Annotated in this window: 12 protein-coding genes; 6 read left to right on the top strand and 6 right to left on the bottom strand. The window is 43.9% G+C overall.

Going from position 1 to position 16,072, the window contains the following annotated elements; translation table 11 throughout:
* Positions 1–556: 556 nt before the first annotated feature.
* The 3 genes from CJD36_RS11410 to CJD36_RS11400 form a co-directional block, all read right to left on the bottom strand.
* Positions 557–1,687 carry a sterol desaturase family protein gene (locus tag CJD36_RS11410; RefSeq protein ID WP_105039303.1) on the bottom strand — a complete coding sequence of 377 codons (1,131 nt, stop codon included), beginning with the start codon at positions 1,685–1,687 and terminating at the stop codon, positions 557–559.
* A gap of 186 nt (positions 1,688–1,873) precedes the next feature.
* A complete protein-coding gene (locus CJD36_RS11405) occupies positions 1,874–3,622 on the bottom strand; it encodes a DUF4139 domain-containing protein (protein ID WP_105039302.1) in 1,749 nt (582 codons plus the stop codon).
* Positions 3,623–3,700: 78 nt separating this feature from the next.
* Positions 3,701–5,314 (bottom strand): DUF4139 domain-containing protein, encoded by a 1,614-nt coding sequence (locus CJD36_RS11400; protein WP_105039301.1) that lies wholly within the window; start codon positions 5,312–5,314, stop codon positions 3,701–3,703.
* A 233-nt stretch (positions 5,315–5,547) separates the two neighbouring features.
* On the opposite strand from CJD36_RS11400, the gene CJD36_RS11395 reads away from it, so the two are divergent.
* Positions 5,548–8,232 carry a choice-of-anchor L domain-containing protein gene (locus CJD36_RS11395; RefSeq protein WP_105039300.1) on the top strand — a complete coding sequence of 895 codons (2,685 nt, stop codon included), beginning with the start codon at positions 5,548–5,550 and terminating at the stop codon, positions 8,230–8,232.
* Positions 8,233–8,288: 56 nt separating this feature from the next.
* Here CJD36_RS11395 and CJD36_RS11390 read toward each other — a convergent pair whose 3' ends face one another.
* Positions 8,289–8,630, bottom strand: a complete 342-nt coding sequence (locus tag CJD36_RS11390; protein ID WP_105039299.1) for a hypothetical protein — start codon at positions 8,628–8,630, stop codon at positions 8,289–8,291.
* A 197-nt stretch (positions 8,631–8,827) separates the two neighbouring features.
* Here CJD36_RS11390 and CJD36_RS11385 point away from each other — a divergent pair, with 197 nt between their 5' ends.
* The 5 genes from CJD36_RS11385 to CJD36_RS11365 all read left to right on the top strand — a co-directional run bounded on the left by CJD36_RS11385 (position 8,828) and on the right by CJD36_RS11365 (position 13,944).
* On the top strand, positions 8,828–9,832 hold the full coding sequence (locus tag CJD36_RS11385; protein ID WP_105039298.1) for an AAA family ATPase: 1,005 nt from the start codon (positions 8,828–8,830) through the stop codon (positions 9,830–9,832).
* Positions 9,833–9,996: 164 nt separating this feature from the next.
* Positions 9,997–11,907 (top strand): menaquinone biosynthesis decarboxylase, encoded by a 1,911-nt coding sequence (locus CJD36_RS11380; protein ID WP_105039297.1) that lies wholly within the window; start codon positions 9,997–9,999, stop codon positions 11,905–11,907.
* Positions 11,908–11,952: 45 nt separating this feature from the next.
* The gene (locus CJD36_RS11375) at positions 11,953–12,330 is read left to right on the top strand and encodes a hypothetical protein (protein WP_105039296.1); all 378 of its coding nucleotides are present in this window, start codon (positions 11,953–11,955) and stop codon (positions 12,328–12,330) included.
* Positions 12,331–12,434: 104 nt separating this feature from the next.
* Complete coding sequence (locus tag CJD36_RS23705) at positions 12,435–12,860, top strand: VOC family protein (protein WP_105039295.1); 426 nt, start codon at positions 12,435–12,437, stop codon at positions 12,858–12,860.
* Between the two features lie 85 nt (positions 12,861–12,945).
* Positions 12,946–13,944 carry a sugar phosphate nucleotidyltransferase gene (locus tag CJD36_RS11365; RefSeq protein ID WP_105039294.1) on the top strand — a complete coding sequence of 333 codons (999 nt, stop codon included), beginning with the start codon at positions 12,946–12,948 and terminating at the stop codon, positions 13,942–13,944.
* A gap of 2 nt (positions 13,945–13,946) precedes the next feature.
* Here CJD36_RS11365 and CJD36_RS11360 read toward each other — a convergent pair whose 3' ends face one another.
* Together CJD36_RS11360 and CJD36_RS11355 are read right to left on the bottom strand one after the other, a co-directional pair.
* Complete coding sequence (locus tag CJD36_RS11360; protein WP_105039293.1) at positions 13,947–14,996, bottom strand: sensor histidine kinase; 1,050 nt, start codon at positions 14,994–14,996, stop codon at positions 13,947–13,949.
* A 289-nt stretch (positions 14,997–15,285) separates the two neighbouring features.
* Complete coding sequence (locus CJD36_RS11355; RefSeq protein WP_161499285.1) at positions 15,286–16,002, bottom strand: DNA/RNA non-specific endonuclease; 717 nt, start codon at positions 16,000–16,002, stop codon at positions 15,286–15,288.
* Between the last annotated feature and the right edge of the window lie 70 nt (positions 16,003–16,072).

Genomic DNA, 16,072 nt, shown 5'->3' with positions numbered 1-16,072 from the left:
GCTATGGCTGGGCGTTTGTAACGCCCGTTTAAAAACCCATCAAAAAACATATCCACAGAAAATAACCACCTTCAAACCCTTTCCCACAGCGTATTTCAGCCGATTTTTTCGCAAATTTTGTGAATATCTTTATTTTCTAAACTCATTTTCCTATATTAATTTGCACTCGATTTATAATCTGTCATCCTGAGCTTGCCGAAGGACGGCGTGCTCTTTGACATATAGACTCTATCATAACCCAGCCCCGAATGTCATGGTGAGCCGCGCCGAACCACGACATTCGCACGGGACGTATTCGTTTTGTTACCTGTAAAGATTACGAAATTTGTGCAAGCCGCCCGATGCGAGATTACTTCGTGCCTCGCAATGACCATCTTAAAAAACTATTTTTGATGAAAAAAAGTGGCAGAAAAAGTAGCAGCATGTGGCAATAAGTGGCAGAAAGTAGCAGTTTGTTAAAATGCTTTGAAAACCTTACCCACAAACAAATACAGCCAAATCAACATAAGCAGAACTGCCACTTTTGTGAAAAACTGCCACTTTTCAAAACCGCCTTTTATCGCTTTGTCCGCTCCTCCATATTCAGGTTGTCATCAAATGGGCTCTTGGTAAATGGGTATACCATTTGCTTCAGGTAGCCCTTAGGGAAATTAGCCTCGTGTAACCCTGTGCCGGCGGGCCATTCCTTACCCGGCAGATAATACGTACCGAATAGCTTATCGAGAAAAGGAAAGATAGTTGCGAAATTCTTGCCGTAGTGCTCCGGGTCTTCGCAATGATGCCAGTGATGATATTGAGGCGTGGCAATAATGTACTTCAGCACACCGAAATTAATGCGCGTATTAGCATGTATCAACACGGCATGAATAGCCATAAAAGCAATATAGGTATTGAATGTGATGGCAGAAAAACCAAACACATACAGCGGAATGAATGCCATAGAGCGGGTAACGAATATGTCTACAAAATGTGTGCGTGATCCTGCCAGCCAGTCCATGTTCACTGTTGAATGATGCACAGAATGGAACCGCCATAAATAGGCATGGCTATGAAAAAAACGATGTGTCCAGTACTGGAAAAGATCAGCGATTAAGAAGGCAAACAGGAGCTCCACTACATATGGCAACGACTGCACCCATTCATGCAATGCAGTAAGCCCCATTCTGCCGAAAAGCAGCGTGGCCGGCTTTTGAGTGATAGCACCAAAGAACTGAATGAACAGATGACTGATCACAAAGTACACAAGGTCAGTTCGCCACTCTTCATGAAATTTGCTCTGCTCTTTATTCTTGGGTAGCGCCAATTCTATAGGTACAAAGATCACCGCCATCAGCAGCAGATCCAGCAACAGCCAGTCAACACCCAGGTGCCAGCTTGTTTTGTTCACCGCCCTACCCTGCACATCAAAGCCACCGATAACAATACTTGCCGCAGCAATAACCACCCCTATGAGTGCGTACTTCTTCTGCTTGCTTAAAACGAAGCTCAGCAGGCCGAAAAAGAAAGAGGCAATGATCACAGACGTCATCAGTATCTTCATACTCTCACCGGTATATACTTCTCTAAATTCAGGAGTAGTGAGCCATTCGGGGTATTTGAAACAAATAACGCCACACAACCCAAGCAGGCTAAGGAAGATAGATATGTACCCACTGATCTTACCCTCACCTATTTTTAACCGCGCCATAATTTGTGATTTGTGTAAATATAATATCTACATCACTTATTATTCAAGTAATTTAATCAACAGAATATGCTACATCAAGTTAGTCTTGTTCACAATGCAGGCAATTTACAAAAACAAAAAAGGGCTGAACAAGGCATGTGCTCCTTATTCAACCCCAAAGAAAAATAATTGTTATTGCATTACAACCTACTGTATCGTATTCCCTTTAGGATACTTAACGGTATAGCCAAACTTAATAATTTTTGTTTCATTGCCTTTAAGTGTAACCGGCCAGCTGAGTATACCTGTTGCTTCGTCCTGCTCTGCCTTACTCAACTGCACATCATCAATTACTATGTCCTTGTCATTGCTTACGGGTATCTGGTCTTGCAGTAGTATGGTTATTGATTCTTTACGGGTATTGCGTACGGTAATGTTGTAGGCAAATTCTTCCCTCGCATTAGTGCCTATTGTCTTTACACTATGTAGTTTCTTATCGCGGTCTCTTTTGATCACTATCTTCTTATCTCTGCCCAGCGATATGCTCATGGTGTCTTTTATGTTTCGGGTATCAATAGAGCCCTGACCTATGTAAGTACCTTCATAGAATATGTTGGTCTGTCCGGGCAACAGGTTAAGGTCCTGCCAGTCGGTGATCTTAGCCATAAGGAATGCGTCTTTGTCTGCTTTCGGTGCTGCGTAGTACTCATAAGTTGCAGGTGCTTCATACCGCTTTACAGATACCAGGTGTTGCTGTCCATCACTAGGTATGGTATAAGGCAGCTCTATATCAAATGTGGTGTTCACTCCTTCGTTGTCCACATTCACGTATTGGCTCATTGAGGAATTTTGTAGCTGCGCACCATCGATCACATACAGGTTGCCGCTACTTCTACTACCATCAGCGTTTAGTCCTGCACCTCTTCTCTGCTGGTATACTCCCGGAGACAAACCAGCCATATCATTGGTTTGCGTTGTAGGACTGTTCTTTATCTCTGCCGATGTCATCATACTCGATTGTTTGTACTTGTCAACCAGCGGCCTCTTGTATTCAGTTACTACAGTGTTGTTACTTGCATAAGTAACCGGCGGCACATAGAATGCAAGGTATATAGGTGTTAACGTTGGTGCCTGTACACCCTCCTGCGGATTACCGGTAGACAATGTGAGTTTTACATTGTTCCACTTTATGCCACTGTTCTGAAATATATTGGCCTTGTAGTAAAACTTCACAGGGCTCTTCACGTCATCTACCAATATGTCGTAAGTGGGCGACCAGCCTGCATTGGGTACAATATAGGTGATGGTAATATTACTTAATGTAGCGTCTCTGGAATACAGCTTTACTGCTATCTGCCCACCCGGCAGATAAGCTTTCTGCTGCTCTTCTGCTATTTGCTTTTGCCAACCGGCTATCCGTGCATCAATGGCAGCCAACTCCAGCTCAGCCTTACTTTTCTGGTTAAACAACCCTTCCATTTTTTCGTTCACAAGATCCAGCATCAGCCTTAGCTCCGCTACTGCCGGACCGGGCTTCTCATCATCGGTTTTACCACTGTTCTGCAGCATGGTCAGTTGCTGATCCAGGACTGCTATCTTATTGCCTATTGGTATCTTCTTCTTTGCAATTGCCGCAATGCTGTCTTCCATTTCTTTGATTCTTGGCGATGCAGTTGCGGTAGGTGTATAACTGTTCTGAAAAGTAAGCGACTGCACCGATACACCATTGGTGGCATTCACCACAATACTCTGGTTATTGGCATTGGCAGCTACATTACTGAACACTACTTCATTCTCCCCTTTCTGTAATGTTACTTTAGCGGTGCTTACCATTTCGGCACCCTTAATAAATACTGTAGCACGCTCCACTGTCAGCTTCTGACTAGTTTGGGCATACACTACGCCACTTGTACACAACACAATGGCAATGAGCAGGTTAATAGTTATCCGGTACATAAAATCGCTTTTATGTATAGACGTAAAAACGGGAACCCAACACGAGTTCCCGTTAAAATATATTTTGTTAAAGAAAAATTACTGGATCGTCTTGCCCTTTGGATACTTCAGGGTATAACCAAACCTGATTGTCTTTGTTTCATTGGCTTTAAGGGTTACCGGCCACTTCAGCATACCTGTAGTTTCGTTGTAGTCGGCACCTGCTGTTTCTTTGTCTTCAACTACCAGGTCCTTGTCATTGCTCACAGGCATCTGGTCTTGCAGCACTATGGTTACCGCTTCTTTGCGTGTGTTCCGTACAATAATGTTGTAAGCAAATTCTTCTCTTACATTGCTACCAATTGTCTTCACGCTGCGCAGCTTTTTATCACGCTCCCTTCTTACCACTATCTTCTTATCTCTGCCTAATGACAGGCTAATGGTATCGGTAGTATTGCGGGTATCTATATAGCTCTTACCTACGTAAGTACCTTCATAGAAAATATTGGTTTCACCGGGCAGCAAATTCAGGTCTTGCCAGTTAGTGATCTTAGCCAGCAGGAATGCATCCTTGTCGGCTTTTGGCGCTGCATAATACTCATAAGTAGCAGGGGTTTCGTACTTCTTAATTGCTACCAGGTGCTGCTGTCCATCGCTAGGTATGGTGTAAGGCAGATCAATGTCGAATGTAGTGTTGATGCCTTCACTGTTCACGCTCACATACTCGTTCATTGATGACTGCTCCTGCATCGCACCAGCTGAACCTGTTTCGTCCGAAGCCGACTTGTTATAAGCGGCCATTGGTGCCGTTGCCATGTTGGTGCGGTTATACATATTTACAGGCCTTGGCACGTAAAAAGATACATACCATGGGCTCAGCACCGGTGCCTGCATACCCTCCTGCGGATTACCCGTAGACAGTGTAAGGTTGACATTGTTCCACTTTACGCCACTGTTCTGGTAAATGTTGGCCTTATAGTAAAGCTTTACAGGGCCTTTAGCATCATCGGCCCATATATCATATGTTGGTGTCCAACCAGCATTAGGCACTATGTATGTAATGGTAATATTGCTGGTGGTATTCTCTTTAGCATAAAACTTGATCAAGAGTTGTCCGCCCGGCTGGTAGCCCTTTGCCTGCTCTTCGGTCAATTGCTTTTTCAGAACAGCAATGCGCTCATCTATTTTCTTCAGGTTGTCGTCCTCCTTGTTTTTCTGGTTCAGGTAACCTTCCATTTTATTGCCTACAAGGTCAAGCATCTTTTGCAGTTCGGCTACAGATAAGCCTGTGTTTTCACCGGCCACCTTGCGGTTGCTCTGCAGAATGCTTATCTGTTCAGTGAGCGTGGTGATTTTGTTACTTACCGGTTGCCTGCGGTTATTCATCAACTCTATGCTGTCTTTCAGCTCCTTTACCCTTGGCGATACATTATCTGTAGCAGTATAGTTATTCTGAAAAGTCACCCCTTCTACCACTGTTCCGTTTGTTGCATTGACTACTATGCTCTCATTGTTCACATCACCCGCCACATTGGTAAAGAGGAATTCATTCTCGCCCTTGGAAAAAGTTACTTTGGCAGTGCTGATCAGTTCAGCACCTCTTATAAATACCGTGGCTTTCTCCAGGTTCAACTTTTGATTAGTCTGGGCATAAGTAAACCCCTGCGAACATAACACCGTAGCTAATACGGCATAGATAGTAATGTGTTTCATGAATGTATTTTTAACTACAGATGCAAAAAACGGGCTAGTTCACACAGCAAACATCTAATGTTTTGTTAAAGGGCAATTATGTGGATTTGAGTATTTTTATTAACCTAAAGCAATAAATAGCGGCATTTTTTTAAAAAAACGCCCCTAAATCATGTGGAATATTTTATTATTTAAATAATTGTTACTATTTTACTGGTTCGTCCCTTACACTCAACAGTAATAAATAAAATATCATGAGGAAAATATACCTTCTTTTTGCATTGATGATATCAACGGCAGTGTTAAAACCCCTGGCATCATCTGCGCAATTGGTTATCACTCCGTCGGTTACAGCCGCCGCACTCGCTAATAAATTAGTGGGAACGGGCGTTATTATAATAGCGCCAACACTTACCTGCCCTACAGTTGCCAATGGCACCTTTGTGGGACCTTCTACACTAAGCTTTGATAGTGGCATTGTACTTAGTTCCGGCAGAGTGCTTACCGCCCCAGGCACACCCGGCTCGAATGGCCCCCAATCTCTTTTTGCATCAACTAACACGGGTGCAGGTGGAGACCCGCAACTGACCGCGCTCGCAGGTCAACCTACGTTCGACCGCTGTATACTGGAATTCGATTTTCGTCCGGCAGGTGATACGGTAAAGTTCAACTACGTTTTCGGATCTGAAGAGTATAATGGTTATACGTGCTCCAGCTTCAATGATGTGTTTGGGTTTTTCATCTCAGGCCCTGGTTTTGCTTCTCCAACTAATATCGCATTGGTGCCAGGCACTACTATTCCTGTATGTATCAATAGCGTAAACTGCTCTACCGGTGCAATATGTACCTCTCTGGTTGGGCCGGGAGCGCCTTACTGTCCTTATTATGTAAACAATACGGCAGGTACTACTATTACTTATTATGGATTAACTACCACGCTACAGGCAATTGCCAGCGTAACGCCATGCGATACTTATCACCTTAAAATTGGCATTGCAGATGGCACCGACCACATCTACGACTCAGGTGTATTTATTGAGGCGGGTAGCCTTACCTCTACCGGGATCAACGTACACCCTGTTGGTATGAATTCTGCCGATACTACAACCGGTGGCCAATACTGTATAAGAGGTTGTCTTCCGGGCCAGTTTGTGTTCAACATCTCCAACCCAATGGCAGGAAACTTCAGCATTCATTACGCTATTGGTGGTACTGCCGTTAATGGTGTCGATTATTCCACCATAGCCGATAGTGTTGTTATCCCTGCCGGTGGCACATCTGCTACGCTCTTTATCAACCCATTGGTAGTTACTCCAGCAACCGGTATAAGGACAATCAAATTGTATATCTTGTCTCCTTACACTTGCGGTGCTGCAGGCCCGGTGATCATTGACAGCGCCGTAATGAACATCTACGACGGTTTTTACGTGCATATTGTAAACCCCGACACAACTATCTGCGAGGGGCAAAGTGTGCACATAACTGGACAGGGAGATACATCACTTACTTATTCCTGGACACCACTGGGCACAACGGCTTTCGACACGTTGCAGGTTGACGTAATGCCAACTAATACTACCACCTACGTGTTGACCGGCATTCTTACCGGAGCAGGTTGTCCGTCAGCTTCTGATTCTATGAGAGTAACAGTTATTCATCCGTTTATCGTTGATGTAGGCCCTACAATACAGAATACATGCGTGGGCGTTCCACTGATATTACACGCATCTGTTTTTGACATAGGGGGAGGACCGGCTACGGGAAGTTTTTCATACAACTGGAACCCGACTACCTACATGACCGGTGCCACTACCGCCAATCCTATTGTCACACCAACTGTAGCTGGAGACCTAAACTACAGCCTAACGGTTACAGAAGTTTCTGCCGGCTGTACAGCCCCAGGCACTTTGATCGTTCACGTACTGCCTAATGATTTCGCGCTGCTTAATCCCGATAGTGTTATCTGCTTCAATGGCATAATTCCTATGAGGGTCAACGGCGATACTGAGTTCAGTTATCATTGGGAACCTAACGGGTTTGTGAACAACGCTAACATTATTAACCCTATTGCAACCATATCTGCATCAACTGTTTTCACCGTAACAGCAAGCTATCCCGGTTGCCCTGACATGGTTCATACTGTGAACCTCACAGTAGAAAGCCCTAATGTAGACATTCGTACAAAAGACACCGCATTCTGCGTGGGAGACTCCATAAAGCTGGATGTTGTTGCAGGCCCTCCGGGACAGCCATACACACTCTCATGGACACCAACTACCTACCTTATCAACGAAACCACATTGACACCTACGTTTGTTTCAGATATTGTCGGTGACTATCCTTATACCATAACCATAACGTCCCCCAACGGTTGTGTGAGCACCGACATGGTTACTTTGTCTCCACGTCCGCCGGCACACATTGGTATCACTCCCGGTAGTGGCATAGTAGGCTATGGCGAGCATATACAGCTTGATGCGGTAAACCTCACTTCATATCCACTCATTTACTGGTGGACACCAAATGATGGCACATTGGACAACCCCAACATCAACAACCCTATAGCTGTAATAACAGACTCTGTAACGTTTGTAGTATACGCTATGAATGAGTGGGGTTGCCGTGATTCTGCAAGCGTGACACTACAGACCATTGATGGCAATGTAGAGTTTGTGCCATCTGCCTTTACTCCAAACGGTGATGGACTGAATGACATCTTCAGGATCATCAATGTACGCTACCACAAACTGGTTATGTTCAATGTTTATAACCGTTGGGGTGAACTGGTGTACCATAACGACACAGACCCTAAGAAGGGCTGGGATGGCACATTTAACGGTGTTGCACAAGACATGGGCATATTCCACTACATGATAGTTATTGGCCGGGCCGATGGCAAACTAAGAGAATATAAAGGCGATGTAACGCTGATAAGATAAATGAGTATTCAACTCAATAAAAAATCCCGGGAGATCATTGATCATCCGGGATTTTTTTATTTTTCTACTTTATCGAAGTACATCATTATGCACTCTTTCAATACTATTTCCTGCTCCGGCAGGCCACCCATATCATCGGGGCGCTTTATCTCGTGAAAGTGCGGCCAGCCCTCTTCGTCCCTTCCGGCATCTTCGTAATATCCTATCTGAGCCAGCAGTGTGCATACTGCTATGTGCATCAGATCCTGCTTCTGCTCCTTGCTGAATTTTGTCTCCAGCGGGGCATTCAATACATTAAGACCAATAAGGAACAGAATGCTTTCAAGGTCAGGCAGTTTCCCAAACCTCTCTCTCAGCATCATTTGTGTATTTATCCACCTAATATCAAAACTTTCCATTGATTTTTGTTTTTAGTACCGCGGAGCGGTTGCAACTACATATATTTCGGGTAAAGGGCAAAATTACTGTTTAATACCCTATTATTGCTTTTGTGCAGGCAGAGGCATGGTTTTTTAAAAAAAGTTAAATTCTCTACCGACGGTTTTTAATAAAATAGCCGTTTTATATTTTTGAGTTCAGAATTTTAAAGAATACTATGGATATATCATCTTCAGTAGACATCAGAGAGTTAAACGAACGCATACACCAGCAGAGTGCATTTATTGAGTTGCTCAATATGGAGCTCAACAAGGCTGTTGTAGGCCAGAAGACAATGGTAGAGCGCCTGATGATAGGCTTGCTGGCCAATGGCCATGTATTGCTTGAAGGGGTGCCGGGACTTGCAAAAACACTGGCTATCAAGTCGCTGGCATCTGCCATACATGCCGGTTTTGCGCGTATCCAGTTTACGCCAGACCTGCTGCCTGCCGACGTTTTGGGAACAATGGTGTACAATCCACAGGAACATGTTTTTGCTGTGCGTAAGGGGCCTATTTTCTCCAACTTCATTCTTGCCGATGAGATAAACCGTGCCCCGGCAAAAGTGCAGAGCGCACTGCTGGAAGCCATGCAGGAGCGGCAGGTAACCATAGGCGACCATACTTACCCATTGGCAGAACCCTTCCTTGTATTAGCTACGCAGAACCCTATAGAGCAGGAAGGAACTTACGAACTACCAGAAGCGCAGGTAGACCGATTTATGCTGAAGATCATCATCACCTATCCTAAAAAGGAAGAGGAGCGCATGATCATCCGTTCCAACATAAACCCGGGTGGTATGTCTAAGATAAACCCTGTGGTTACTACCGATGATATACTGAAAGCCCGCAAACTGGTGCGTGAGGTGTACATGGACGAAAAGATAGAACAATACATACTGGATATCGTTTTTGCTACCCGCTTTCCAGAAGAGTATAAACTGGCCAAGCTGAAACCATACATCAGCTATGGTGGTTCACCACGCGCCAGTATCAACCTGGCCCTGGCATCTAAGGCTTATGCCTTTATCAAACGTCGTGGCTACGTAATACCTGAGGATGTACGTGCAGTATGCCACGATGTAATGCGCCACCGTATAGGCCTTACCTATGAGGCAGAAGCAGAGAATATCACCAGCGAACAGATATTGAACGATATATTGAATGTGGTAGAAGTACCATAGTAAGTAAAAACTTAAAAGTGAAAAGTAAAAATCTCATCCCGCACGCGTTTGCTTGCGGGATATTTTGTTTGTAAGTGCTTCTTTATTGCTTTTCCTTATAGCGGCACTTCAAACTACAATAAGGGTGGATATTGCTACAGGCTTTATCTTATTACCTTTGTGCCATGGCTTACAAATCATTAAGGGAGTTCATAGATACACTGGAAAAGGCAGGTGAATTGATAAGGATCAAGGAGTATGTAAATCCTGAGTTGGACATAGCGGAAATAACCGACCGCATATCTAAAACACCTGATAGAAATAAAGCATTATTATTTGAAAATACGGGCACTGAGTTCCCTTTGCTCATTAATAGCATGGGTAGCGAAAAGCGCATGTGTATAGCCTTAGGGGTGAATCACCTTGATGATTCAATGCATGAGATCGAAGACCTGTTCAAAATGATGTCGGCACCAAAGAATGGCATACTAGAGAAGCTGGCCATGCTGCCGCAGCTGGGCAAATTTGCCTCATGGATGCCAAAAGTAGTAAAAGGAAAGGGTGCCTGCCAGGAAGTGATCATGGCCGACCCAGATCTGAGTAAAATACCTATACTCAAATGCTGGCCCGAAGATGGTGGTCCGTTCATTACCCTACCGGCTATTCACACCAAAGACCCTAATAATGGCATCCGCAATATAGGTATGTACCGTATGCAGGTGTTTGAAAAGAACATGACGGGCATGCACTGGCACAAACACAAAGTATCGGCCCGCCATTATAACGAATATAAAAAACTGGGTAAGCGCATGCCTGTAGCGGTGGCACTGGGTGGAGATCCGGTATATACCTACGCAGCAACAGCCCCATTACCGGAAAATGTGGATGAGTATATGCTGGCTGGATTCCTTCGTAAGAAAAAGGTAGAGTTGGTAAAGTGCATTACCCAACCCGATATAGAAGTGCCTGCTGATGCCGACTTTATTATAGAGGGCTATGTAGATACAGACGAAGAACTGATATGGGAAGGGCCGTTTGGTGACCATACGGGCTATTACTCCTTACCCGATTGGTATCCCCGCTTCCATGTTACTGCTATCACCCACCGCAAAGGTGCAGTATATCCTGCCACTATAGTAGGTATACCTCCACAGGAAGATGCATGGATAGGCAAGGCAACTGAGCGTATATTCCTGGCCCCGATCAAAATGACCATGGTGCCTGAGATCACCGATATGAATATGCCGGTAGAAGGGGTGTTTCACAACCTGGTTATTGCCACTATCAATAAAGAGTATGCAGGACAGGGCCAAAAAGTAATGAATGCCATGTGGGGTGCGGGACAGATGATGTTCAACAAAATACTGGTGCTGGCAGATGGTAAGGTAAAAATTGACGATTACCTGCCGCTGGCACAATATGTGTTCAACAACCTCAACCCGGTCACTGATGTTTACTTCAGCCAGGGGCCGATGGATGTGCTTGACCATAGCTGCTCTAAACTAGGCTTTGGCGGTAAAATGTGCATAGATGGCACTAAGAAATGGGAAGAGGAAATGACGGAACCTTTGGTTCCATTTAAGCTAAACACCGCATTTTCAAAGGAGGCAATTCTTGCCGCTTTGCCAGAGTTAGCCAGCCTGAATGACAACCTCGCCCGCAAGTACGACCTGCCTATACTTTTCGTGTCTATAAAGAAAGACCGCCCGGGTCATGTAAGAGCGGTGCACGATGCCATATGCAAAATGAATGGAGTTGAAGGCATTAAAATGATATTATATGTAGAGCAAATGGTAAGCGCCGATGATGTTACCGATGTGCTGTGGCGCTTCTGCAACAACCTGGACCCTCGTCGCGATCACTTCTTCGGGGGCGCAAATAACAATATACTTGGGCTTGATGGCACCCGAAAGACCAAAGCGTTGGATAATTTCGATAGGCCATGGCCCAACATAATAGCGGCAGATGAGGCTACAATTAGGTCTGTAGATGAAAAATGGTCATCTTTAGGGCTCGGAAAATTAATTATTTCTCCATCTTTAAAGTATTCTACCCAACTATATAGGGGGGGTGCTGCTGTCTTAGATAGTGAATAACAATTTTTTTTCGTATAATTGTATAACTTTATAAAAAATTAGGTGATGAAACGTATTTTATTTGTATGCTGCTTGCTCACAGCCACCTGTGCAATCCCAACTCAGAAGGTTTTTGCCCAAACAACAGTTACTGTTGCTGATTTTACTGCTAAAGTAAATCTGATGGATACTTATATTGGCGCAGGAAACATGACACAGGCACAAACTACCTGGACAGAAATCCACAATATGATGCTAGCTGAACTCGGCATTACCAAGTCTAACATTGCCGGTGCCGCTAATGCAACTATTGCTGCCTCTTATATGACCACCATTCAGACTCAACAAACATTATACGGTGAGATCTGGGCGCTTAAGCCAGACCTTACACTTAACCGCGTTGCCCTGCACACAAAACTGCTTGCATTCGCTGCTACGTTCTAAGTAAATAAATACAATCTTTAATATCGCAAATGTCCCGGATGATCTCCGGGGCTTTTGTTGTTTTAAGTCTATAACAGACCTTTTATCTCCAATACAATACGGCTATGTCTTCACCTAAACGAGTTACCGGCATTGGTGGCATCTTCATAAAATGTGATAATCCGGAAAGTGTACGGGCATGGCACAAAAAACACCTGGGTTTTAACACGGACCAGTACGGCACATCATTCGAGTGGCGGCATGTAGATAACCCTGAGAAAAGAGGTTATTCTGTATGGAGTACTTTTGCCAATGATACCACCCACTTTGCTCCTTCTGCAAAAGACTTTATGATGAACCTGCGTGTTGAAAACCTGAAGTGGCTACTTGCTGAACTAAAAAAAGAGGGTATAGAACAGATAGGTGAGATGCAGGTATACGAGTATGGCAAATTTGCGCACATCATGGACCCTGAAAGAAATAAGATAGAATTGTGGGAGCCTTTTGACGAAGTATACGGAGCAATGGTGAAAGACAATGTAACTAAGTAGTAACCGCCTGAAACTCAACTTTTTCACTTTTCGTTACTGTAAGGTTACGGTATTTAATCGTAATTTCACCGCTCAAACCAGATTTGTGAAAGCAATCATTCCTGTTGCAGGTGCGGGCACTAAATTACGCCCACTAACATATACACAGCCTAAAGCGCTCATCCCTATTGCCGGCAAAACTATTCTCGGTGTCATTGTAGACCAGTTGATAGACGCCGGTGTTACCGAATTTGTATTTGTTATCGGCTACCTTGGCGAGAAGATACAGCGCTATATAGATAAAAGATACCCCCACCTTAAACATACATTTGTTACACAAAACGACCGCAGAGGTACCGGGCATGCCATATGGCTCACCCGAGATGCTGTTGGTGACGATGAAGTAATGATAGTGTTGGGTGATACTGTATGTGACTACAACGTAAAGGAAGTATTGAATAGCCCTGTTTCACAGATAGGTGTTCGCAAAGTTGACGACCCACGCCGCTTTGGTGTTGCAGAGCTTAATGATAAGGACAATGTGATCCGCATGGTGGAAAAGCCGCTGATCCCTAAGTCTAACATGGCAATGGTAGGCATCTACTATATTAAGGAAACCGCCGCCATGTATGAAGCCCTTAACAGGCACCTTAATGACGCAGCAGACGAGAATGGCGAATACCACCTTACCAGCGCCCTGCAGCATATGCAGGAAGATGGCATAGTACTTCATGCCTTCAGGGTCAACAACTGGTTCGATTGCGGCAAGAAAGAGACCTTACTCTCCACCAACGCCATACTGCTAAAACAGATGGAAGATGAGCAACGCACAAGAAAACTGGAAACTTACAACAACACCGTAGTTATACACCCGGTAAATATTGCTGAGGGCTGCGATATAAGAAACTCAATTATCGGGCCCAATGTAACTATAGGCGAGAACACCAAGATAGAATCTTCAATTGTAAAGGACTCGATCATAGGTTCGTTTGCGGAGTTGCATCACGTGGTGCTTAACTCCAGCATTATAGGCAGTGACGCCTATGTGCGAGGCCTTAGTCAAAGCCTGAATATTGGCGATAATACCGAAATAGACCTGGCCTAAAATTAATCAGTATAAGGTAGTATAAAAGTAAAGGTGGCACCAAGATCTGTGCCGCCACTTTCTGCTATCAGCTCTCCGCCATGACGTTGGGCAATCTTTTTGCTGAGATAAAGCCCCAGCCCTGTAGAGCTCTCGCCCATAGTACCTGTTCTGCCCGATTTGGTAAACCGGTTAAAGATGAGGTCTTTGTCCTTTGTATCAAAGCCTATACCTTCATCTTCTACCGCAACATACAGCAGTGTTCCCGATACTTTAGAATGGATAGTTATTGCACCGCCCTCTATTGAAAACTTGATAGCATTTGTTAGTACGTTCTTTATTGCCTGCGTAAATAAGGTGGGCTCCAGATCAGCTTGTTGCGCAGGGTCTATTTCTATCCTCCAGGTTATATTTTTGGTCTTCGACTGAACATCTAATGAGGCAATGGATCTACTTATTATCTCGTACACGAACATTTTCTGTAAAGGAATATTCCTGTTCGCCAACTCTTCATGCTTGAGCAGATTAAGTACATCTGTAAGCAGTGCAAGAGCATGATTACATTCACCTATTATCTCATCAGCATATAGTGTATCCGGCCCCGCTTTATGGTCTATTTTCTGCACCTGCGACAACCCTATGATACGTGCCAAAGGGCTTCTCAGGTCATGCGACAGCAGGTCGATCACCCCCGTCTTTTCCATGACCAACCCATCCAACTTTTCGACCGTTTTATTGATGTTAGCCAGTAATATACCTGCTTCATCTTCATAGTGTACAGGCAATTCGGGCATTCTTCTCTCTTTGAGGTATATATCCAAAGATGTTTTACCCAGCTTTAGCGGATCTAATAACTTATTGAGCACTATAAGCGTAAAGGCTGTTGACGCAAGTGTGAGGCCCAGAATAAAAACAATGATAGTAAACGGATCAGCGCGGGTGCCGGATAAAGCGAAATAAATGCAGATGCCTATCAAAGGCACATGCACACCAAGAAAGGCGACGGAGAGAAATTTAAAAGTATAGCTTTTCTTAAGTAACGGGAAACGAGAAAGGACGTCGTAGACTACCATTGAATAAGTTTTCAGGTAATTATAGTATTGTTTAGTGTTTCTGAGCCGGCAGCAAATATGCAGATTAACAACCGAATAACAAAATGCGGATTATTAAGCTTGACGTATTTTTATTCTAAAAAATTATTATCTGCATAATAATATCCCTCTAGTTATTGAACTGCTACACCTATCATTTAGTATATTGCCCGCAACCCGTTTGCACACAATGCGCCGTACGCCTGAAAATTTCAATAAAAAAACCGCTGCATTTCTTGCAGCGGTTCCAGATATAATTTAGTTTTCAATCTTAGTTATTAGGAGTAGGTGACACATAGCTGGCAGAAATGACACCATTTACGAAATGTACACCGGCCAAAGATTCGATAGTATTAATGTCTACTTTGTGCAACTCCAGCTTGTCCTTATCGAAGTAAGGCTCGATGTTGTGGAATGTGTAGCAAAGATATTCGTCTGTGCTAGGTATGTATATTACCTTCCAGCAATACTCAGGAACAATGATGTTATTATCTGCACCAATTATCCAGTTACGGCCTACTGTACCAGAGAATACTTTTACCTTTTTGTATTTCTTAGCTTTTGCCATTTCTTTCTGCTGCAATTTCTCCCACAGAGATTTGTAGAGATTCTTAGGCATTGGCATTACGTTAGTGAAATAATAACTCTCTCTGTAAGCATCTTTATCGCATGTGTTTTCTTCAGGAGCCATCATCTGCGCATGGTCGAACTGCGTATTGTTGTAGTCGTCCTTAAGATCTGAGAATTCAGGAAGCTGAGGGTCTGTGCCAAGAGTAATACCGCTTTCACCTTTTTGCTTGCTGCAATTGAATAATTCAGGGGTAAGCGTATAAACCACCAATACAGGAAGGTGCTGAGACTTAGAAAAGTAAGAAGTGAAATTCTGGTTCCTTATTTTTACGATATCCTGCCCGTAAGATTGAAAACTTAAAGCAGCCAACAATACTATTGCCAGCTTTGAAGCACTTTTAAATACACCCTTTTGCATATAGACCATTTATTCGGTTAATGATTTTTATAAGTAACGGATTGTTGCAGCGATAAAATTAGAACTTTCA

The sequence above is a fragment of the Flavipsychrobacter stenotrophus genome (assembly GCF_002954265.1).
GTDB lineage: Bacteria > Bacteroidota > Bacteroidia > Chitinophagales > Chitinophagaceae > Flavipsychrobacter > Flavipsychrobacter stenotrophus.
The sequence above is the reverse complement of the archived record's forward strand: the minus strand, read 5'-3'. Positions and strand labels throughout refer to the sequence as shown.